Raw genomic sequence first — 21,586 nt, forward strand, 5'->3', positions numbered from 1 at the left:
AAGTCTTTTCTGTTGCTATTTCAAATATGAAACCTCCTCTACCTCGGAATAACAGCAATTACTTTAACCTTGTTAACAATCGAATTACCAGCAATGCTGTTTTAATATAAGTCCAGGTTTTATTCGGGCTTTCATCAGAAGCCGGTTGTACTGATGTAAAATCTAAATCCTTTGTTATCTGAGGGTTTGGGGTGTTGCGGTATGAAGGGGTATATTTTTCGGTAGTTTTTTTTTGCATTGCTAACCAATCAACTGAGGCTTCCTCCCCGTTAAGAAGAATCTTTTTCCACAATTCAAAATCCGAATCATTTTCAATATAGGTGTTTACCCAAGCTGGGTAGCGACCTTCACTAATAAATGTTTTACGATAAAGTGTTTGCCCCTTGCCCTTGTTTATATTGCGTTGAAGCACTGATAATTTTTCGGCAGCCCATTCTCGGTGCCCGGAAACGGGTGAATGCCAGGCATTATAAAACAGTTGAAGCAATTCAGTACCTATACCTTTGTAATTTAACAAAATGTCATCAAGTACCTTGCTCACTTTTTCATTCCTGTAAGCATCAATGTCTGTTACATTTTCATTTTCCAATATAGCGTGCCTAAGCCCATTAAGTTTTAATGCACCTGCAACGCGGGGAAGAATATTAGCTTTATGCTCGCCGAGCATATCCCTTTTGCAAATTATCACAGCGGGGATATCTATGTCCAACTGCTGATAAGCCAATATTTTGTGGTGGCCGTCCAAAACGTAATTTGGGCTTGAGCTCGAATCATCATAATAGTAGTGATAATAGATAATTGCTTTTGGACGGGCCCCCTCATTTATTAGATTTACGTAGTGATTTATCCTGTTTTGATCTATCCGGTTACGGCTTTGGGTAAAAAGGTAAATATCCCCACTTCCATAATCATAGTAATTACAGGCAAACCCATATTCTTCGGCTACGGAATCGGAATAAACCATCGAACTGTCATCAAAAAAAGAACAGTTTTCTTTGTCAATCCTCGAGATAACAACATCGTAATTGCCATTGCCAAACAAATCCAGAAATTTAACTGTTTCTTCAAGAATCTCGTTGTCAGATCCATATGCCAACGAATGATCTAACCCGCCAGTTAATTCCAATTGCTTTTGAAATTCATTGTCAGACACTGAATAATATTCACCGATACTTCCTCGGCAGTCCGGCCAGTTTACAGCTACAGCCTCTTCGATAACCAATGCATTCAAAAAGCCGTCGGTAATGATTTCTATAATCCCTTGTCCGTTTGTAACTTCAACTTTGCGGGTTTTATTTGCTACCAGAAACCGGAGCCATGCCTGGACTATCAAAAGAAAATCATTTGTTGGCAAGCTAAAGGTGGCTTTAACCCGGCTTTCCTCATAAGTGTTGTCCTTAAAATCTTCACCGAAATAAGTCTCAGTCAACCCCAGGTAAACCAACACATCTCCTTTTATTGGCAACCTCAATTCTGTCGGGCTTTCTTTCTCGACAAAATCGTTTACAGACCTGTAAAGCATCCCCGCCTCTAATGCGGTTTGAGCGCTTTGTATATAATGAGATAGCAAAGGATTTATTGAGCGAATTGCGATAATTCCAGTTGGAGGGTCTGAGTATTCAAAAACAAGTTTATATTTCTTTAAGATCTCCATTTAGCACTTCCATTTACAAAACTTATATTGTATAAATATAGGTATAAAAAATGCCGCATTATCTCCCGCGAGGTTAGCGCAGCGTAACTCGTGGGTAAAACCGGTTGAAGCCTTTGGCTCAGTTGAACTAAAAGTTGAAATCGTGCTTAGCTGCGAGTTTGAACATCGCGGCAGTTCGTAAAATCTGCCCTCGCCCTTTGTCCCTGGCTTATCCCTCCCAAAACGTCCTTAAACCTTATAGCTCAATTTACCCCCTTAGGTCATAGAAATATCTCTGTTAAAATTAACTGTGACGCAAGCGTATCATAAATATTTTTTACGTTTTGAAAATCCTTTAACCCGGCGCTTAAACCTGTATTTTTAATTTATTGCTCATGTGATACAAGCGTATCAAATCTTATGTAAAATACTATATATCAGTTATTTATGTAAGTTTTATTTGTTTATTACATTTTAAATAGCCTATTTTTGATTTGTAATAATAAGCCATACATAAGCCTGTATTCCTGAAAAACTATTTTGAACGATGCTGTTTTGCCCGCGTTCAATTGAGGGTGTTTTAAACATTAGTTAAGTTGGTAAAGCGATTTAGCAATGCGTAACAGGCCTTTTGCTTTGGATTTTTTGTGCAATCAATTAAACCAAATAATAAATTTTATGAACATTAACTACTATTTAAAGCGGCTTGCAGCCCTCGCCCTGCTACCCGCAGCCTTGCTGTTTTCCTGTAAAAAGGATGCCAACACCGGCGAAGCCAAAGCACAACAAAACAACAGCACGGTAGCCCGCGCCGCAAACGAAGTTGTAAACGCCTGGGTAACCACGGCCGATCAGTCAAAACTATTACAGGCACAGGCCAGCATCAATTTTGCTGCCGATGCAGGCACCAACGCCACCACCGTAACTGTCGACGAAAACACCACCTACCAGGGTATAGATGGCTTTGGTTTTACCCTAACCGGCGGCAGCGCCAGTTTATTGAACGGGCTGGGCGGCAACCAGGCTGCCGTTTTAAGCGAACTTTTTGGTACGGCAAACGGCCAGATAGGCATCAGTTATTTACGTATCAGCATTGGCGCATCTGACCTTAGTTCGAGCGATTTTACCTATGACCAGGTGGCAGGCGATGTAAACATGAACAGTTTCAGCATCAGCCAGGAAAACACCGATATGCTGCCGATACTAAAGAAGATCATCGCCATCAATCCATCCATCAAAATTATAGCCACCCCCTGGACGGCCCCAACCTGGATGAAGGTTAATACAACCGGCAACAACGGCTATACCGGCGGCAGCTTAAACACGGCGTATTATGACGCCTATGCCCGTTATTTTGTAAAATACCTGCAGGCCATGCAGGCGCAGGGTATTACTATTGATGCCATTACACCGCAAAACGAGCCGCTTAACCCATACAACAACCCAAGTATGGTGATGCAGGCCAGCGAGGAAGCTACTTTTATAAAAAATAACCTTGGTCCGCAGATAAGGGCGGCCGGTTTTGCTACCAAGATCATCGCTTATGACCATAATACCGACAGGATTGACTATCCGGAGGCTGTTTTGGCCGATGGCGGCGCAAACCCGTATGTTGATGGATCGGCGTTTCACTTATATGCCGGCTCAATTGCTTCTTTAACCGACGTGCATAATGCATACCCTAACAAAAATGTGTACTTCACCGAGCAATGGGTTGGTGCGCCAAGCAATTTTGGCGGCGACCTGTCATGGCATGTTAATAACCTGGTTATTGGTGCTACCCGCAACTGGAGCCGTAACGTTTTGGAATGGAACCTGGCGGCCGATGTTAACTACAATCCGCATACAGCAGGCGGCTGCAGCACCTGCCTGGGTGCCATTACCGTAAGCGGAACATCAATAACCCGCAACGTAGGTTATTACATTATTGGCCACGCGGCGCGATTTGTAAGGCCGGGAGCTGTCCGTATTTCATCAAATGTATCTGGCAGCATACAGGATGTGGCTTTTAAAAATTCCGACGGCAGCAAGGTGCTTATCGCGCTTAATACCGGCTCATCTGCGGTCAGCTTTAAGGTAAAATGGGGTGCCGAGTCGTTCACCTACTCGCTGGCAGCCGGCGCGGTGGCCACTTTTAAATGGAGCGGCACACAATCAAACGGTTCATCCGGTGCGCCAATTGGCTCGGTTATTACGTTGAAGGGTATCAACAACCAATATGTAAGCAGCGAGAACGGCACCGCCGCCATGAACTGCAACCGTCCAACGGCATCCGCATGGGAGCAATTTACCGTGGTTGATGCCGGCGCCGGTAAAATAGCCTTGCAAGGCATGGGCAAATATGTATCCAGCGAAAATGGCACGCAAGCCATCACCTGTAACCGAACCACTATTGGCGATTGGGAAAAATTTGACTGGGTAGTTAACGCCGATGGCAAAATATCGCTGCGAGGCAATAACAGCAAGTATGTATCCAGCGAAAACGGAACGCAAGCCATGACCTGTAACCGTACAACCATATCCGGCTGGGAAGCTTTTGGGGTGAACCAGTAAATAAATCGTTAAAAAAGTGATTGTCACCCCGAGTGGTAAAATTTCGCGAAATTCTGAAGGGGAAATGACATACAAAATAAAAGACTGTCATCCTGAGGTACGAAGGATCTATTCGCGAACTTTTCCGGCGACCATGCAAGGCGTAAAATAGATTCTTCGTACCTCAGAATGACAGGAAAATTGGATATGTCATGGGTAGATACGAAGAATCTGCCAACCGTGCATAACCGGTAGAAAAGTTCGCGAATAGATGCCTCGTAACTCAGCATGACAGGATTAATATCTCAATTTATTTCTCACCAATACGCAATCAATCAATTATAAACAAATACCAATCTTATGAAATCAATTCAAAACTTAAAAAAGGGCGCTTTAGCAGTAGTTGCCCTGGCTGCTTTGGCTATTTCCTGTAAAAAAGATGCCAACAGGCAAACACCTGCTACCGTAGCGGCTTCCCAAACCAACCAAACCACTACACCCAGGGCGGCAACGCTTGTATGGAGCGACGAATTTAACGGTACCAGCGTTAACACCGCCAACTGGAATATTGACAATGGCAACCCCAATGTTAATAACGAGAAGGAATATTATCAATCGGCAAACGCTACTGTATCCGGCGGTTTTTTAACTATTACCGCCCGTAAAGAAACCGTGGGCGGCCAACCCTATACCTCGGCTAAGCTGACTACCGCCGGTAAATTTCAGCCAACATACGGTCGTATTGAAGCCAGTATTAAACTGCCTGCAGTGCAAGGTACCTGGCCCGCTTTCTGGATGCTGGGCGCTAATATAAATACGCCTGGGGTTGGATGGCCTCAATGCGGCGAAATTGACATTATGGAACAGGTTAACACCTCCAATACCATATTGGGCACCATGCACTGGAATAATAACGGGCACGTTCAGTATGGCGGCAGTACCACCACTTCGCCAACAGGTTTCCATACCTATGCGGTAGAGTGGGATACCAATTCCATCAAATGGTATGTAGATAATACGCTGTATGTTACCGGGAATATAGCGAACAACATCAACAATACCGGCGCTTTCCATAATCCATTCTTTATCATCCTTAACCTGGCCATAGGCGGCGACCTGCCCGGCAACACTATTAACGATGGCGCTTTGCCCTGCAATATGGTTGTTGATTATGTGCGGGTGTACAACCTTTCGGGCGGCAGCACATCGCCCCCAATTGGCTCAAACATCACCCTGAAAGGGTTTAACAACCAATACGTAAGTGGCGAGAATGGTACACAAGCCATGTGGTGTAACCGCCCAACCGCCCAGGCCTGGGAAACGTTTACCGTAGTAGACGCAGGCGGCGGCAAGGTAGCCCTGCAAAGCATGGGCAAATATGTATCGAGCGAAAACGGCACGCAGGCTATTACCTGTAACCGCACCACTATCGGCGATTGGGAAAAATTTGACTGGGTAACCACCTCTGATGGGAAGGTTACCCTGAGAGGCAATAATGGCAAATTTATATCGAGCGAAAATGGCGCACAAGCCATGACCTGTACCCGTACAACGGCATCGGGCTGGGAATCATTTGGTATAAATCAATAGTTAACATTTATATTGGCCTGTTCCTTTGCGTAGGGCAGGCCAATTTTTACCCGATGAAAAAGTTTACAAGCTTTTATTTTATAATGATGATTAGTGCCTGCCTGGTTCATGCGCAGCAGGTAGCAAACAAACTTCAGGTTGATATTGGCACGGGTTACCTGCAGGAGAACTTTCGGTGGTCTATATCGGGCAATATCAGCGGTCAAAACCCCAACGTCCTTTCGGAACTTAAATGGATGAAAGTTGGCGGCCAAAATGTGGCCGCATCTGTAAGCTACAACTTTTGGAAAAGATTCGTCGTCTACGGCGATTACTCCCGACAGTTCATATCCTCCGGCACGGTAAACGATAGCGATTACGGTTCCGATAACCGCAGCAACAATACCTACAACCAAACCTTCAACGCCAATAAAGGCAGCGCCAGTTTGTGGAACCTGGGTATCGGATACATTATTTTAAATAAATATCGTTTTAGCATAATGCCTTATATTGGTTATGGCGAGAGTAAAGAGTTTCTCCGTCTGCTCGACCGGGGCGGCATGTTCCTGGATTTGAACAGTTCTTATTCCCCCAAATGGAAAGGCGGCTTTTTTAAAGTTGTCTCGTCGGTAATGATGGCCCCCAAGTTAAAATTCAAGGCTGATGTTACGTACCACCAGGTAAGTTACAACAGCGACGGCAACTGGAATTTGATCACCAGTTTTCAGCATCCGGTAAGTTATCGTCATCATGCCAATGGATATGGCATTGAAGCCCGAGGCAAGTTGAGTTATGATATCATCAATCACCTTGCTCTCCAAATTGGCGGCAGCTATTTTACCTGGCAAACCGGCAACGGCACCGACCAGCTTTACCTCAATAACGGCCAAATTGACAAAACGCAATTGAATGGTGTGTCGCGGGTTGGTTTCGGGGTATCCGGAGGTGTAAGTTGGGGGTGGTAAAGGTGCATCAACGGTATGCCGGCAGTGTGGCGCAGGTGGGGTAATAATTACAGGTGCAGTGCAAGCTGATCGCCTGGCCCAGCCTCTTTTTCTTCTCTTTGTTTCGGCAGAATATCACCAAAATTTGACAGCGAAATCCCCAGCAACCGGATGCGGGTATTGTCGTCTGGATTGGTGGCTGCCACCAATTGTTTTGCTGTATTGCATATTGTCTCCAAATCATTAAAAGCTGTAGTGAATGACTGGTTTCGGGTTATCTGTTTAAAATCGCTGTATTTTACTTTGAGGGTGAGCGTGCGGCCTTTTAGTTCATATTTAAGCAAACGGTCGTGAACCACTTGGGCAATTTTATCCAGTTCGGCTTCCATTTCAGCCAGGGTGGTAAGGTCATAGGCAAAGGTATCTTCTGCACCCAATGATTTGGTTTCGCGGTGGGGCTGTACTTCCCGGTTATCAATTCCCCGCACTATCTGGTAGTAAAAGCGGCCTGGTTTGCCAAAATGGCGGGTCATTTCATCCTCGCTAAGCTTTTTAAGGTCGGCCCCGGTATGCAGGCCCATTTGCTTCATTTTTTGCGCGGTAACTTTGCCTACACCAAAAAACTTTTCAACAGGTAATTGTTCCATAAAGCTTTCTATGCTTGACGGGCCGATAAACTTTAACCCATCAGGCTTGTTGATGTCCGAAGCGATTTTAGCTACAAATTTATTGATGGATACACCGGCAGATGCCGTAAGGTTAAGTTCGTCCTTTATTGCTTGTTTTATCTGTTTGGCTATATCAATTGCCGAGCCGATGTTGAGTTTATCGTTGGTAACGTCAAGGTAGGCCTCATCTAAAGATAAGGGTTCAATCAGATCGGTATAGCGGCTGAAGATCTCCCGGATATGTTGCGAAACCTCTTTATATGCGGCAAACCGCGGCCGAACAAACAGGGCATCCGGGCAAAGCTGTAAAGCCCTTTTTGATGACATTGCCGAGCGTACCCCAAACTTACGGGCCTCGTAACTTGCCGTGGCCACCACGCCACCCCGGCCCTGGGGTAACCCGCCCACTACCAGTGGTTTACCCCTGTACTCCGGGAAATCCCGCTGCTCAACCGCCGCGTAAAATGCATCCATATCAATATGGATAATTTTGCGGATGATTTGTGTGGGTTGGTTTTGCATGGATAATTTTCGTGGGCGGTTATACAGAGGTATACCAAATGTAAATATAGCAAATAGTAGTTTTTACTGGTCTTGTTGCTTCCTGTAGTTGCCGGCAGGCCGATGCGCTCAAATTTGTAAAACAGATAGTTTAAAACGTTGAAGACGGAGGAATAATACTATATTTAAACTTTCAATTATACCTTCATGAAAAGACGCTCTTTTGTAAAATCAACCCCGATGGGTGCTGTAACCGCAACCATTTTACCCGCTGTAAGTAACGCTGACGCCATGCATACCGAAGTGCCAATAGAAGAATATTATGAACTCCGGGTTTATAGTTTAAAAGATGCAAGTCAGCAAAGTTTGGTGGAAGATTATTTGCAAAATGCCTTAATACCAGCGTTAAATCGTCACACTATAAAACGGGCTGGTGTATTTACCGAACTAAAACCGCAGGGGCAAACCAGGGTATTTGTACTTATTCCCTATGTTTCCCCGTCTCAAATTGACAGGGTTCAAAAGCTGATTAGCAGCGATAAGGACTATATCGCCAAAGCTGCCGCTTACCTTAATGCGCCGGCCACCGCGCCTGCTTATGAACGGATAGAAAGTTCCCTTTTAAAAGCATTTCCGCATACAGTACTCGCTGCTGCACCCGAAAGGAAGCCACGTATTTTTGAATTGCGCCAGTACCAAAGCGCCAGCGAAGCCGCCGGCAAAAAAAAGATAGAAATGTTTACCGGCCAGGGCGAAATAGATATTTTTAAACGCCTTGGTTTCAACCCCGTTTTCTGGGGAGAAACAGTGATCGGCCCCCAACGGCCAAACCTTACGTACATGATCACCTTTGATGACCTGGCCGCTAAAGATACCCATTGGAAAGCCTTCGGCACCGACCCGCAATGGAAAAAGATAAGCAGCGTGCCCGAATATGCAGATGCCCTGCTTGTTAGCAAAATAACATCAACCATGCTGGTGCCGACGGCTTATTCGCAGATATAGGTAATCGTTTATTGACAATATATGATCAGTGTAATTATGGGAAAAATAAAGAACGCGCTCAATATCCTGCTTTTATTGGGGGCCTTGGGCACTATTACCTCATGCGGAAAGGAGCTTAATGAGCCGGCCTCGTCTACGATGACGATTACAAAAATTTATCCGGAAAGCGGGGGTAACGGCGACACCATAAAAGTTACCGGGAAAAACTTTTTAACCTTTGGTTCAGATCTCTCTATTAGCATAAATGAGAAAACTGTTCGGATTTTAAGCATAACGGATAGTATGTTAAAAGTTATCATTCCTAAAATGGCCGGATCAGGCGTGGTAATGTTTGGCGGCAAGGGGAAAACCTATACAGGACCTGCTTTTACCTACGTTTACCGTACAATTGTAACTACTATAGCCGGCAGCGGTGTTGCAAGCGCCAATGACGGTGTGGGCACAGCTGCATCATTTAATTGTCCATGGGGTATTACTATCGACGATGCCGGTCATTTATTTATTGCGGATTGCTACAACAGGCTTATCCGCAAGGTTAACCTTGTGGATAATTCGGTGTCAACTATAACTATCAATGCCGAACATTTTGCATCGCCATACAATATTGCTTTTGATCATAAGGACAACTCCATATATGTAACCGATTTTAACCAACACCTGATGCAGGTAAACTCCGGCGGCGTAAATGTTATTTACACGGGCACTGGCCCAACAACCGGCATTGCAGTAGGGCCAGATGGCTATTTATACATGAGCAATAATAGCCAGGGCACAATTAAACGGCTAAACACATCGGGCGGCGACACCACAAATTTTTCGTCGGGTATAATTACTCCAAGGAATATCATTTTTGATAAGGCAAACACCATGTATGTTAGCGGGTATGATCCGGCAACGGCGTCTGCTGCTATTTTTAAAGTTGATAATACGGGCAAAGCGACTGTGGTGCATACCGATGCAGCATTTAAAGGCTGGGAAATAGCTGTAGACGCCTGGGGTAACTTTTATGAGGCCGACCACGTAGCAAATACCATAAAAATCATTGAAAAAAGCGGCCACGTGGTTACAATTGCAGGCAGTGGCGCGGCCGGGGATATTGATGGAATTGGCCTGCGTGCCGCGTTTAACGGGCCACAGGGATTAACCATTGATAAAGACGGCATTTTATACGTAACTACCTACAATTATGCTACTGCCGGTGGCAACAGGGTACGCAAAGTAGTTATAGAGTAATTGTTTTGAATGTTGGGTCGGCGTCTATAAGTTATTGGCCTTTTTCTTTTTTTGAAAATTATGGGTATGTCTTACCAATGCCTTCACTGATATCGATAGTTGTTTAGTATAGACGTTGGAGTTACGCGGCCCATCGATGCTGATAGTTTGGTACGCTGACGGCACCCACTCGGGATCTATTTTATTGATACAGTTCATGGTCACTTTTTATATTTGCCGGTTTTATTTTGTTGACGAAGATTAGAGTTTGTTTTATAAATACCCCAAATTAGTCAATGCGTCACTTAGGCGATTGTTAAACACATAGTAGTTTAAACATATAATTGCCACTTTCAAAATTTTTAACTCCTTAAAAAACAATTTTGTCATTCGATAGTAATCATTAATCAATCGATTAATGATTTGGCCCTAAACTCTTTTGATTAATCAATCGTTTGATTAATTTTGTGCCGTTAAAACAATGGACAAAGATAAAATAGACAAAAAAGACCACATCCTTGACGTCGCCGAACGCGTGTTTGCCGACTATGGATTTGATGGGGCCTCTACCCGGACAATTTCGGGCGAGGCCGGTGTTAATATGGCTATGCTCAATTACTATTTCGGTTCAAAGGAAGGTCTTTTCCTGGCAATCTTTGAGCGTAAGATCTCGTCGTTCCGCACACTGCTTCAAAATATAGGTAATGACGACAGCATGACCGCCTGGTGCAAGCTGGATAAATGTATTGACAATTACGTAGAGCGCATTATTGTAAATAACTGCTTTCAGAAACTCATCAGCCGCGAAATATCGATGAACAAACGCTGGGGGCTTACCGATAAGATAATCGAAATCCTGATGGTAAACGTTGTCGAGATCAAAAAGATAATTGAAGAGGGCGTTAATAATGGCAGCTTTTATAAGGACATCGATATCCCGATGGTAATAGCAACCATATTCGGCACCAAAAATTACGTAATCAACATGCCGCAGTTATCATCTTTAATATTGGGCCACGATGTTCGTGACGAAAAATTTATGGAAGAAGAGCTGAAGCCAAGGATTAAAATATACATGAAAAGACTTTTAAAAGCTTATTTAGTAAATGAACATGACAACTCAAAATAATAAAACCGACCACCTTAAACTGTTGAAACACACAGTTAGCGCGTTTTGGAGGTATGGCACCGCCCTGGCGGTATCAGGTTTGCTGTTTGCAGGAACGGTAGCAGCCCAGGATCGCACAATCACTTTAGATGAGGCCATTAAGCTGGGCCTTGATAACAGCAAAGTATTAAAGCTATCGCAAGCTAAAATTGACCAGGCTGTATCGCAATACAACCAGGCTAAAGACCAGGCTTTGCCAACCGGTAAAGTGAGCTACGGTTACAACCATGCCGAAATACCTGCCAATAAACTTTCGCTTGGCGAAAGCAACTTTAATTTACCCAACAGGGCCGATGCTTACCTGGGTATACTGTCATTAAGCGAAGTGCTTTACGCAGGCGGTAAATACAAATATGCACGTGAATCGACAGATTTACTTACACAGGTTGCCCGTTTGGACGTAGTTAATGATAAAGACCAGATCACCTACGATATCATCAACTCATACTATAACCTTTATAAGGTATTGCAAAGCAAAAAAGTAGTAGCACAAAATTTAACTACTATTGATGCGCAGATCAAACAATCGCAAAGGTTTTTTGACCAGGGTTTGGTTACCAAAAATGATGTGTTACGTTTTCAGTTGCAACGCTCCAATGTCGAACTGAATGGTATCGACCTGGAAACTAATCGCCGTATCATCAACTACAGCCTGAACGTTTTGTTAGGCTTACCCGAAGGTACCCAGCTTAATATAGACCAGATAACCGAGGTTGACAGGCCTGTTGCCCCTTTGAGCAATTACCTGGATACTGCTTACGCGAGCCGTGTTGAATTGCAGCAGGCAGATTTACATGGCAAAGTTGCCGAAACCAGCATCAAAAACATACAGGCCAACACGTTGCCAACCTTAGCGGCATCAGGGAGCGCCTATTATGTGGATGTAAACTCGAACCCGATTCCTAAAAGCGGGCAGTTTATTACCCCGATATCCGTCGGCTTAACCCTTTCCTGGAACTTTGGCAACTTATGGACAAACAAAAACAAGGTTACCGAAGCTAAAATTCAACGCGAGCAGGTAACCATCAACAAAACCATTACGGTTGACCGCATTAAAAACGAAGTAAACCAAAACTACCAGAACTGGACCATGGCTTTGGATAAGATTAAGCTTTTACAAACCTCAATTGAACAAGCGGGCGAAAATAATAAGATCCTCGAATCAAAATACAAAAGCAATATAGCATCAGCAACCGATAGGGCCGATGCCGAAACATTGCTTTACCAGGCACAAATAAACCTGGAGTTAGCTAAAGCCGATGCAGGCCTGGCTTACTACACTTTACTAAAATCAACAGGAAAAATCAACAACAAATAATACTTAAACCAGATAATAAAATGGCAAAGGCACAAGAAACACAGGAACAGGAACCAAAAAAGAAACCAAATAAAGTTATCCCTATTATATTAGGCGTATTGCTTATTGGTGGTATCATTTTCGGTATCAAAGAATATTTATACTACGGCAAGCACATCGATACAGATGATGCGCAGGTTGATGGCGATATAAGCCCGGTAGTAGCCCGCGTAGGCGGATACGTTGACTCTATTTATTTTGAAGAAAACAGCCACGTTACAGCTGGCCAAACTTTAGTTAAAATTGATGACCATGATTACAAGATAAAATTAGAGCAGGCCCAGGCAGCACAGGTTGGTGCAAGCGCAGGTATCAATGTAAATCAATCGCAGATTTATGCTACGCAGGCAAATTCATCAAGCGCAAGGGCGCAGGTTGAATCAAATGCTGCCCGTTTGGATAAAGTGCAGAAAGATTATGCCCGTTATGCCAACCTTATAAAAGATGGATCGGTAACCCAGCAACAATTTGACCAGGCCAAAGCCGATTTGGATGTGGCTAAAGCAAACTTAAGGGCATCGCAAGACCAATACAAAGCAGCGGTTGAGCAAATCGGTACTACCCGCAGTCAGTTAAAGGTTACCAACACCGGTGTAAGCCAAAAGCAGGTTGATATTGACTATGCAAAACTGCAGTTGAGCTATACCACTATCAAGGCGCCATCAAGCGGTTTAGCTGCTAAAAAAAGCGTACAGTTGGGCCAGTTGGTACAGGCAGGGCAAACCTTGTTTAGCATTGTAAACGATAACAGTTTATTTATTACGGCCAACTTTAAAGAAACCCAGCTGAATGATATGAAAAACGGCCAGAAGGTTGATGTTGAGGTTGATGCCTATCCTGATATGAAAGTACAAGGTACAGTTTACAACTTTAGCCCGGCAACCGGCGCCAAATTTTCATTGCTGCCGCCAGATAATGCTACCGGTAACTTTGTAAAAGTAGTGCAACGTGTACCTGTTAAAATTAAATTAAACGCCTCAAAAGACGTACTTGACAAATTGCGCCCAGGTATGAGCGTAAAAGTTTCTGTAATTAAAGGAGAATAAAATGGCTGAAACAGGCTTTAAAAAATGGATCATCACCATCACGGTTATCATAGCTTCATTACTGGAGCTTATTGATACCACGATTGTGAACGTATCCCTGCCCGATATACAGGGTAACCTTGGTGCTACCCTTGAAGATATTGCCTGGGTGGTTACCGGTTACGCTGTTGCAAACGTAATTGTGCTCCCTATGTCGGGATGGCTGGGAAGCAGGTTCGGGCGTAAAAATTATTTCATAACTTCTATTATTGTGTTCACCATTGCCTCGTTTTTATGCGGTAATGCTACAAACCTTAATGAGCTGGTTATGTTCCGGATACTGCAAGGTATTGCAGGTGGTGGGTTAATATCAACATCGCAGGCCATATTAATTGAAACATGGCCACGTGAACAAATTGGAACCGCCACAGCGCTATTTGGTTTAGGTGCGGTAGTAGGGCCAACTGTAGGGCCTACCATTGGTGGTTATATTACCGACCACTCATCATGGAGGTGGATATTTTATGTAAATATCCCGGTTGGGGCCCTGGCAGCATTTTTTGCCTACACCTTTGTGCGCGAAACGCCTAAAGACGAAAAAGGGAAACCCGTTGACTGGTGGGGTATTGGTTTACTGGCTATAGCTGTAGGCAGTTTGCAAACCATTTTGGAGAAAGGTGAATCGGAAGACTGGTTTGCAACACCTTACATTACCGTATTAACTATCACTGCAATATTAGGGTTGATCCTGTTTATATGGCGCGAGATGAGTATCAACTACCCGATAGTAAATTTTGCGATATTAAGGCACCGAAGCTTTGCAGTGGGGATGTTTACATCCTTTGTGCTTGGTTTTGGGTTGTATGGGTCGGTGTTTGTATTCCCGGTATTTTGCCAAAACTTGTTGGGTTTTACAGCACAGCAAACAGGCGAGATCCTTTTCCCCGGTGGCTTGTGTACCATTGTGATGATGCCCTTTATTGGTAAAATGCTCAATAAGGGCATTCCGGCACAGTTTATGGCTACCGCGGGTATGTTTCTGTTCTTTGTATTTACCACAATGCTCAGTAACTCCACCATGGCAATGGGGCCGTCTAACTTCTTTTTGCCGTTAATGATCAGGGGTGTAGGTATGGCCTTGTTATTTGTACCCCTAACCACGCTGGCCATTGCCGACTTGAAAGGGCCCGAGGTAGGGCAGGGAACAGGCTTAAACAATATGATGCGCCAACTGGGTGGTTCTTTTGGTATCGCTACGCTAACTACCATTATTCACGTACGCCAGGGCGTGCACCGTAGTAACCTGTTAACAAATATTACGGCAACCAACCCGGCGTTTATTGAGCGGTTTAATGCTTCATTACACAACTTTATGGCCAAAGGGCACTCGGTTATTGATGCAACACGCATGGCATACGGTGCCATTGAAGGCGCGTTAACCAAACAAGTGTTGTTATTAACTTATGACGATGCTTACTGGATATCGGGCCTGGTAATGTTATTTTCAATCCCTTTGCTATACCTGCAGCCATTCAGGAAATCAAATGCAAAAATGCCGGTTGACGCGCATTAAAATTCATAACGATAAAAGCCGTTCCACTATTACCTGGAACGGCTTTCCCCAAAAAAAATTAACAATTAAAATTTAATAACTCTCCCCGAGATACAATTGATTTTCAATAAAAATAAGTGTAATCGAGGTTTGTTTAATCTTAGGCATAAATTTAGAAGTTTTTAATTAACAAACACAAATTTTATTAAGTAATTAAGTATTATTTATGAAAAAAACATGAAATTATTAGATCTCATGTTTTTTTTACGTTAAAATATTGTTGATAGTTAAAAAATAACCTTGCCGGTAGCGGTAACCAACGATGCAATACGTACGGCGTCAAAAATACGCTCCTCGGTTGTAGCCAATTTTATCAGCGAATCTTCGTGCGCGTTTACGCACATTTCGCAGCCATTTACAGCCGAAACAGCCAGGCTCATCAACTCAAAAAACTCTTTTCCGGTAACCGGCTTCATCATTAATTGCATGCGGATGCGTGCCGGTATCTGGGTGTATTTTTCCTTTTGCGTAAAATGCCTGAATCTATAAAATACATTGTTTGAGGCCAGCAACGATGCGCAGCCTACTGCTTCGCCAATTTCGGCGGCAGTTGCTTCCTGCTCTTCGGCGTATTTGGTAAAGTAGCTTGTAAGTGGGGTATTGTTATTATTAACAGCGATGCTTAAACCCAATAAGGCGCATTCTTTGGCAGTTAAATGGGCCGATGTAAGCGTGCTGGTAAAATTCAGCTTCAAATCGCGTAAATAGCGCGATTCGCCTTTCTCTAACAGGGTGAGGCTGGTTGTTCGGTAATCTTTATCTAATCCAATACTTTGCAGTATTTCCTGGATCACTTCGGTACTTTCGTTCATGGTGTTTGTTTTTATGCTTAAAGCAGAAAGCTGAAGGCTTAAAGCTTTGAAGTGAATTTAATTTGATCCGTTTCGTCATTGCGAGGTACGAAGCAATCCCCTACATGCGAAGTCCCACATAGTTTGGGATTGCTTCGTACCTCGCAATGACGGTCAGTTTTTAACTGTTGATTATTAATGTTGTTTTTTTTGTAGAGACGCATCACATGCGTCTCCCAACATGCAAATCGAACTGGTCTGGCGGGAGACGCATGTGATGCGTCTCTACAAGAATCCCGGTCGCTGCCATGTAATTACTGTTTTTTCCAGCTCGGCTGGCGGGCACTCGCCATCACGGTCTGTTTTTTGACGATCTATTTTAGCTTTCGGCTTTACACTTTAAGCTTTCAGTTTACAAAAAATCCCCGCACAAAAATTAACTGTACGGGGACATATGTAGTAGGGGGAATTAAACGGTAAGTGTTTCCTGGCCTTTTTCCCAGTTACATGGGCAAAGTTCGTCGGTTTGTAAACCATCAAGTACGCGTAAAACTTCTTTAACGTTACGGCCTACGCTTAAATCGTTAACAGAAACCCAACGGATAATGCCGGTAGGGTCAACAATAAAAGTAGCGCGGTAAGCAATCTTTTCAGTTGGCTCTAATATGCCCAAATCTTCGGCTAATGATTTTGAAGTATCGGCAAGCATCGGGAATTTCAAATCGCGTAAATCATCATGATCGCGTCTCCAGGCAGCGTGTACAAATTCCGAATCGGTAGAAGCACCAATTAAACGGGTTTCGCGGTCGCGGAACTCGCCATAGTTTTTGTTGAACTCAGCAATTTCAGTTGGGCACACAAAAGTGAAATCTTTTGGCCACCAGAACATTACTGTCCAAACGTTATCATCATTCACCAGGTACTCAGAAGTAAGCGTTTCAAACTCTTTTCCTTTTTCAAGGCTAACTACGGCAGTTTTAGAAAACTGGGGGAATTTTTGTCCTATCGTTAACATAAGTGTCTTTTTGTTATTATTTATGCAAATATACTGATTTAAAAGTCAGCCTCTCATTCTAAAAATCTATGCCATATAGATTTTATTGATAGTTTATTTTTAAGAAATTTATTTTGTCTATTCATGTCAATTTTGCATTTGCAAGGGCTTTCAACAGCAGTAGTTACGGAATTGAGCGTCTGCCCTGTCAATTTTTTCAGAGCGTTGCCTGCGGCCGGGCTTTTTGCTCATACTGCACAAGCATTAGCCACGGGCCGGTATCCGCGCCAATCCCTAACGCGTTTGTCTGAACCCGGATTAAACAGATTTATCTGATTCTTTGGATTTGATTTTTTGTCTCGTCCTGAAAAAAGTTTACACTTTTTTTCTTTAGTCCTATTAGTTGTTTACATTTTGATTTTCGCCCCAGCGAGGCCTCTGATGCGCCTTGGGTTAATTTAGGCCACCCCAGAGGGGTGAAAGCTTTGTAGAAATAAAGAATTAGTTGTTTTGTGCTCCAGAGGAGCACTACTCCGCGTTTCGTTTTCCTATCCCTTAAAGACGGAAAATTTTTCATCTAACAAACTGACCACAATATACTTATACGATACTTCTAACGTTGATAAGAAAACCTGTCTCAATATCATGAAAATTAAACCTTTTCTCATTCTCGCAGCTTCTGCTATAATTCTGGCGGCGTGCTGTATCCTTTTTATCCGCAGTAAAAGCCTGCCATCGCCCGAAAATGACGAAGTAGTTCAATATTTGGTTTCATTTAAAAAACACTTTTCTAATGGGGGCGGAATACAGCCGTTATTGGATTTTTTTAAGGATGGCCGCGAAACCATGGACGTTTATGAACCATTGGCGGCTTTAACAGGCGCGCCGCCGGAAGATAATATGTTCGAAGAAAGCTTCAAGGTTGACTTTGACGCGGATAAAGCTACCGTAAAGTTTATCAATTCCGAGCTTTCTGTTGTAACGGTGCCAATTACGTTCAGTAAGGAGGGATTAGATAAAAAATATTCGCTGGTTTACTTAACTGTTCAAAAGACAGGCCATCACCAATATAAAATTTTGAAACTCGACGGCCGGAATTTTATGATAGCCCATCAAAACTACTCCAATTATATTGAAGAAAACCGCTACCCGGATAAGGATGTGTACACCCCGGCAACCTTAAACGCGTTTAAAGGAGCTGCCCGTCTGCGTACAAAATACGATAGCGTAGTATGGTTTAGCCACCTCAACGGCAAAAACTGGTTTTATGTAATTAACGGAAAATGGGAGATATATAAAGCTTTCGGAAGTCAAAAGGATAGCGCCAAAACTTATGAAATGGGTTTGGTCGATCCTCAATTTAAAGAAATAATACCGCCTAAGTTTGATGTGGTGCGTAATATAGGAGGCACCATAGCCAACCTGATTGAAGTTGAAAAGGATCATAAAAGAGGACTTTATGATTTAGCCGGAAAAATAATAGTACCGGTTGTTTATGACCAGATAATGCCTGTTAAAGATGCCCAAAACCTTGCCGTTTTGAAAAAGGGGAATGATTTTTACTGGTTTAGGGATGATTATACAATATCGGCTAAAGTGGATATTAAGATAGCCGACGTATTGGCCCGGTTGAAACAACATATCCCTTTTAAATTAATCAACAATCCGGGGCGGGATGTTATGGAGTTTAATTCGCGACGGATGCACGAGGCCGTATATTTACCACCATCGTATCTTGTTGATCTGGGGCTGATAGAAGATATGCAGCTATTTAAAAACCCGATGAGGCATAAAATTTACTCATCCGGTTCAACCGAAAGTTACGAGGTTACCCGGGAGCCTGAACATGCCGTTGCTACCAAAAGCGGAAGCAATTGGTTAGCCAGTATATTTTATAATATCAAAGAATATTACGTAAGTGGGCGGGTAGGTTTTTACACTGCCAGAAACCTGGTGATAATTGATAAAAAAAGTAATACCGCCTATAGCGCACCGGTTGCCAGTGCAATTGTTCAGGATTTTGATGCCGATAGCACAGCCGGATGTATAAAAAACAGTGTAAAAGCACTAAATGATTCGCTGTTTGAAGTAATGGTGCCATCGTTTGTTAGTGTAAAGCTATACGATGGCGATGTGCTGGAACAAATGCCTTTTTACCAATATTTCGCGGTTAAGAATGGCCGTTTAGTTGAACAAAACACGCGCAGGCAGTTTGCCTTTACCAAATTCAGGAAGCTTAACGATAGCTACATAAACGGTTGCTATCGGTACGAGGTAAAAACCAGCAATAATAACTCTAAAAACATACAAAGCAGTTACCTGAACCAATACGCTTTACAGTACATGAAAAATGAGATTTACGCATCGTACAATTATGATTTTAATGACAAAAAATGGGCGAAGATTTTTAGCGAAAACATAACCGGCTATAAAGCAAAAAATATCAATGTTGATGATTCGTTAACCGTTATTGATAAATACAACATCAACTTCATTAACAGTAAACTAAATAGCAAAAAACCAAATAGCCTGGCGGCAAAATAGTGCTGGGAAATAAGGTTAAAAATTTCCACTCATTGCTTTTCAAATAATTTAATATCTTGGTATCATGAAAACCAAACCTATCCTCATTATAACGGCCATTGTTTTGGTGGTTGCAGCAAGTTGTTTTGCATTTTTTAAATACAGGAGTCAAAATAAGCCAGGCAAAAGCGAGATCATACAGTTTTTAAATGCTTTTAACAAACACATCCAGGCCGGTAACATTGATTCGGCCAAAACTTTTTTTGAAGATCAGCAAAAGAGCAAAGCTGTTAAGATATTGTTGAGCGTACTTACCAATAAAACCAATACCGGCGGTAAAGAGAAGCCTATCTTTAAGGTGAGTTTAAATACCGAAGATGCGCTGATAAAATTTACAAATCCCGAGTTTGCTACGGCCAGGATAACCGCCGTTTTTAAGAATGATTACTTGCCCGGAGAAAAATCAACCTTAGTGTTCACCATTCATAAAAGGGATGGTAAGCAGTACAAAATAACCCAGGTAGATGCAACGGGCTTTGTGAAAGACTATGGGTTATACCAGGCCAGGGTATATAATAAAATAACCCCGGAGAAAGATATTTATAGTGCTATGACGCTTGCTGCATTCAAAACGGCCGAAAAGCTAAAGGCGCGTTACGACAGTGTTGCCTGGTTTGAGCATGTGGATAACAAAACTTTTTATTATGTGGTAAAGGGGAAACTTCCTGATAATTTTTATTACCCTGCCGATAAAAAAACAGACGGCGGTGATTATAAGATAGGATTGGTTAACCCCGAACTGAATGAAATAATTCCTGCCGAATATGATTTGATACACAATATTGGCGGAACTATTGATGGGTTAATTGAGGTTGAAAAGGGCAATAAAAAAGGGTTCTATAATTTAAATGGCAAGGTGGTGGTTCCCATTAACTACGACCAGATCTATCCCTTGAAAGGTGATGCGAATCTGGCAGTTTTGAAAAACGGAGATGATTTCTTCTATTTAAAAGCGAATTCTACATTATCTGATAAAATAACCGACTTTAAAATTTCTGACATTATATCTCACATTAAAAAATTTAATGACTCCTACACCTTAACCGAAAAAAGCTCAAAAAATGTAATGGAATATAATTCAAAGGGGATTAATACATCGTTGATAATTACGCCATCATACATGGCCGGGCTGGGAATTTTGCCTAAGTTCATGGATTTTCCAAATCCGTTGAGGAAGCTTATTGATGGCGATGAAGGTGAAGACGGAAGTATATCTATTGCCGTTAAATTTGATGGAGAAAAAAGAGGCGATGATTCTAATTGGTTCCAAAGCGCTTATTACACTATTGCCGATGATTATCTTGGAGGACGGGGAGGCCTGTATGCGAGCAAGAGCTTATTGTTGATTGATAAGAAGCACAACCAAATATTGGGATTTAAAACATCTGTGAGCGCGGGAGATTCAGATGCCGGCACACTTAGGGGAGCCTGTTTGGAAAACTCGTTAAAGGCTATTAACGATTCATTATTTGAATTTAAAACTACTTCGGTTTTAGATCAGCCGCTATTTAATCAAGATGAGAATATAAGGGAAGGGCCAATGTATTATTTCATCCAAATTAAAAATAACAAACTGGTTGAGCTAAAATCGCAAAGGATTTTTCCCACACAATATATAAATCTTGACGAATCATATTTACAAGGTTGCTACACTTTAAATAAAAATTGGAGTGATGATGAAACGACAACAATAGACCATGTAAATAAATCCATGCTGCAATACATGAAAAACGAGATTTACGCATCCTATAAATACAGATTTAAAAGCCAAAGATGGAACGATGTGTTTGAATATCGCTTTTCTAACAATGGCGATACAACCAAGAATGCCAATGTTGACGATTCACTCACCGTTATTGACAAATATAACATCAGCTTTATTAATAGTAAGCTAAATGGGAAACCCTTAAACGTAAAAAACCCTAATAGCCTGGCTGCGAGATAGTTTTAAGATAGAAAGAAGATTGTTTATTTTTAAGTGACTGATAATAA

General features: G+C 42.5%; 16 protein-coding genes. 11 read left to right on the forward strand and 5 right to left on the reverse strand.

From position 1 onward, the window contains the following. Nucleotides 1-58 precede the first annotated feature (58 nt). A complete protein-coding gene (locus tag AC1RM2_RS17030; protein WP_492986388.1) occupies nucleotides 59-1,570 on the reverse strand; it encodes a hypothetical protein in 1,512 nt (503 codons plus the stop codon). 741 nt (nucleotides 1,571-2,311) lie between these two features. On the opposite strand from AC1RM2_RS17030, the gene AC1RM2_RS17035 reads away from it, so the two are divergent. The 3 genes from AC1RM2_RS17035 (at nucleotide 2,312) to AC1RM2_RS17045 (ending at nucleotide 6,699) form a co-directional block, all read left to right on the forward strand. Next, entirely contained in the window at nucleotides 2,312-4,186 is a 1,875-nt protein-coding gene (locus tag AC1RM2_RS17035; RefSeq protein ID WP_492986389.1) for a glycoside hydrolase family 30 beta sandwich domain-containing protein, read from the forward strand. 339 nt (nucleotides 4,187-4,525) lie between these two features. Then, nucleotides 4,526-5,755 carry a family 16 glycosylhydrolase gene (locus AC1RM2_RS17040; protein WP_492986390.1) on the forward strand — a complete coding sequence of 410 codons (1,230 nt, stop codon included), beginning with the start codon at nucleotides 4,526-4,528 and terminating at the stop codon, nucleotides 5,753-5,755. Between the two features lie 53 nt (nucleotides 5,756-5,808). Then, a complete protein-coding gene (locus AC1RM2_RS17045; RefSeq protein WP_492986391.1) occupies nucleotides 5,809-6,699 on the forward strand; it encodes a hypothetical protein in 891 nt (296 codons plus the stop codon). A 47-nt stretch (nucleotides 6,700-6,746) separates the two neighbouring features. On the opposite strand, the gene dinB is transcribed toward AC1RM2_RS17045, so the two are convergent. Further along, on the reverse strand, nucleotides 6,747-7,868 hold the full coding sequence (dinB, locus tag AC1RM2_RS17050; protein ID WP_492986392.1) for a DNA polymerase IV: 1,122 nt from the start codon (nucleotides 7,866-7,868) through the stop codon (nucleotides 6,747-6,749). A 186-nt stretch (nucleotides 7,869-8,054) separates the two neighbouring features. Here dinB and AC1RM2_RS17055 point away from each other — a divergent pair, with 186 nt between their 5' ends. After that, nucleotides 8,055-8,852 carry an NIPSNAP family protein gene (locus AC1RM2_RS17055; protein ID WP_492986393.1) on the forward strand — a complete coding sequence of 266 codons (798 nt, stop codon included), beginning with the start codon at nucleotides 8,055-8,057 and terminating at the stop codon, nucleotides 8,850-8,852. Nucleotides 8,853-8,873: 21 nt separating this feature from the next. Then, complete coding sequence (locus tag AC1RM2_RS17060; RefSeq protein WP_492986394.1) at nucleotides 8,874-10,085, forward strand: IPT/TIG domain-containing protein; 1,212 nt, start codon at nucleotides 8,874-8,876, stop codon at nucleotides 10,083-10,085. Between the two features lie 24 nt (nucleotides 10,086-10,109). Here the strand turns inward: AC1RM2_RS17060 and AC1RM2_RS17065 are convergent, their stop codons facing one another. Then, nucleotides 10,110-10,283, reverse strand: a complete 174-nt coding sequence (locus AC1RM2_RS17065) for a hypothetical protein (protein ID WP_492986395.1) — start codon at nucleotides 10,281-10,283, stop codon at nucleotides 10,110-10,112. 262 nt (nucleotides 10,284-10,545) lie between these two features. Between AC1RM2_RS17065 and AC1RM2_RS17070 the strand changes: the two genes are divergently transcribed. Genes AC1RM2_RS17070 through AC1RM2_RS17085 form a run of 4 tightly spaced genes read left to right on the forward strand, consistent with a single transcriptional unit; the run spans nucleotide 10,546 to nucleotide 15,187 of the window. After that, nucleotides 10,546-11,193, forward strand: coding sequence for a TetR/AcrR family transcriptional regulator (locus AC1RM2_RS17070; protein ID WP_492986396.1), 648 nt, complete (start codon nucleotides 10,546-10,548; stop codon nucleotides 11,191-11,193). Further along, a complete protein-coding gene (locus AC1RM2_RS17075; protein ID WP_492986397.1) occupies nucleotides 11,177-12,550 on the forward strand; it encodes a TolC family protein in 1,374 nt (457 codons plus the stop codon). Before AC1RM2_RS17070 ends, AC1RM2_RS17075 begins: the two co-directional genes overlap by 17 nt. Nucleotides 12,551-12,570: 20 nt before the next feature. Further along, entirely contained in the window at nucleotides 12,571-13,635 is a 1,065-nt protein-coding gene (locus tag AC1RM2_RS17080) for an HlyD family secretion protein (RefSeq protein ID WP_492986398.1), read from the forward strand. Nucleotide 13,636: 1 nt separating this feature from the next. Beyond that, entirely contained in the window at nucleotides 13,637-15,187 is a 1,551-nt protein-coding gene (locus AC1RM2_RS17085; RefSeq protein ID WP_492986399.1) for a DHA2 family efflux MFS transporter permease subunit, read from the forward strand. Nucleotides 15,188-15,453: 266 nt separating this feature from the next. Here the strand turns inward: AC1RM2_RS17085 and AC1RM2_RS17090 are convergent, their stop codons facing one another. Then, on the reverse strand, nucleotides 15,454-16,038 hold the full coding sequence (locus tag AC1RM2_RS17090; protein WP_147053762.1) for a carboxymuconolactone decarboxylase family protein: 585 nt from the start codon (nucleotides 16,036-16,038) through the stop codon (nucleotides 15,454-15,456). Nucleotides 16,039-16,486: 448 nt separating this feature from the next. Further along, nucleotides 16,487-17,032, reverse strand: coding sequence for a peroxiredoxin (locus AC1RM2_RS17095; RefSeq protein ID WP_147053761.1), 546 nt, complete (start codon nucleotides 17,030-17,032; stop codon nucleotides 16,487-16,489). 624 nt (nucleotides 17,033-17,656) lie between these two features. Here AC1RM2_RS17095 and AC1RM2_RS17100 point away from each other — a divergent pair. Together AC1RM2_RS17100 and AC1RM2_RS17105 are read left to right on the forward strand one after the other, a co-directional pair. Then, nucleotides 17,657-19,555 (forward strand): WG repeat-containing protein, encoded by a 1,899-nt coding sequence (locus AC1RM2_RS17100; RefSeq protein WP_492986400.1) that lies wholly within the window; start codon nucleotides 17,657-17,659, stop codon nucleotides 19,553-19,555. Nucleotides 19,556-19,619: 64 nt separating this feature from the next. After that, the gene (locus AC1RM2_RS17105; RefSeq protein WP_492986401.1) at nucleotides 19,620-21,539 is read left to right on the forward strand and encodes a WG repeat-containing protein; all 1,920 of its coding nucleotides are present in this window, start codon (nucleotides 19,620-19,622) and stop codon (nucleotides 21,537-21,539) included. Nucleotides 21,540-21,586: the final 47 nt, after the last annotated feature.

Source organism: Mucilaginibacter sp. GW822-FHT03E02, from assembly GCF_058801545.1.

Coding starts and splice junctions, on each gene's coding strand:
- AC1RM2_RS17035 (WP_492986389.1), top strand. CDS start 2,312: ATGAACATTAACTACTATTTAAAGCGGCTTGCAGCCCTCGCCCTGCTA.
- AC1RM2_RS17040 (WP_492986390.1), top strand. CDS start 4,526: ATGAAATCAATTCAAAACTTAAAAAAGGGCGCTTTAGCAGTAGTTGCC.
- AC1RM2_RS17045 (WP_492986391.1), top strand. CDS start 5,809: ATGAAAAAGTTTACAAGCTTTTATTTTATAATGATGATTAGTGCCTGC.
- dinB (WP_492986392.1), bottom strand. CDS start 7,868: ATGCAAAACCAACCCACACAAATCATCCGCAAAATTATCCATATTGAT.
- AC1RM2_RS17055 (WP_492986393.1), top strand. CDS start 8,055: ATGAAAAGACGCTCTTTTGTAAAATCAACCCCGATGGGTGCTGTAACC.
- AC1RM2_RS17060 (WP_492986394.1), top strand. CDS start 8,874: ATGATCAGTGTAATTATGGGAAAAATAAAGAACGCGCTCAATATCCTG.
- AC1RM2_RS17065 (WP_492986395.1), bottom strand. CDS start 10,283: ATGAACTGTATCAATAAAATAGATCCCGAGTGGGTGCCGTCAGCGTAC.
- AC1RM2_RS17070 (WP_492986396.1), top strand. CDS start 10,546: ATGGACAAAGATAAAATAGACAAAAAAGACCACATCCTTGACGTCGCC.
- AC1RM2_RS17075 (WP_492986397.1), top strand. CDS start 11,177: ATGACAACTCAAAATAATAAAACCGACCACCTTAAACTGTTGAAACAC.
- AC1RM2_RS17080 (WP_492986398.1), top strand. CDS start 12,571: ATGGCAAAGGCACAAGAAACACAGGAACAGGAACCAAAAAAGAAACCA.
- AC1RM2_RS17085 (WP_492986399.1), top strand. CDS start 13,637: ATGGCTGAAACAGGCTTTAAAAAATGGATCATCACCATCACGGTTATC.
- AC1RM2_RS17090 (WP_147053762.1), bottom strand. CDS start 16,038: ATGAACGAAAGTACCGAAGTGATCCAGGAAATACTGCAAAGTATTGGA.
- AC1RM2_RS17095 (WP_147053761.1), bottom strand. CDS start 17,032: ATGTTAACGATAGGACAAAAATTCCCCCAGTTTTCTAAAACTGCCGTA.
- AC1RM2_RS17100 (WP_492986400.1), top strand. CDS start 17,657: ATGAAAATTAAACCTTTTCTCATTCTCGCAGCTTCTGCTATAATTCTG.
- AC1RM2_RS17105 (WP_492986401.1), top strand. CDS start 19,620: ATGAAAACCAAACCTATCCTCATTATAACGGCCATTGTTTTGGTGGTT.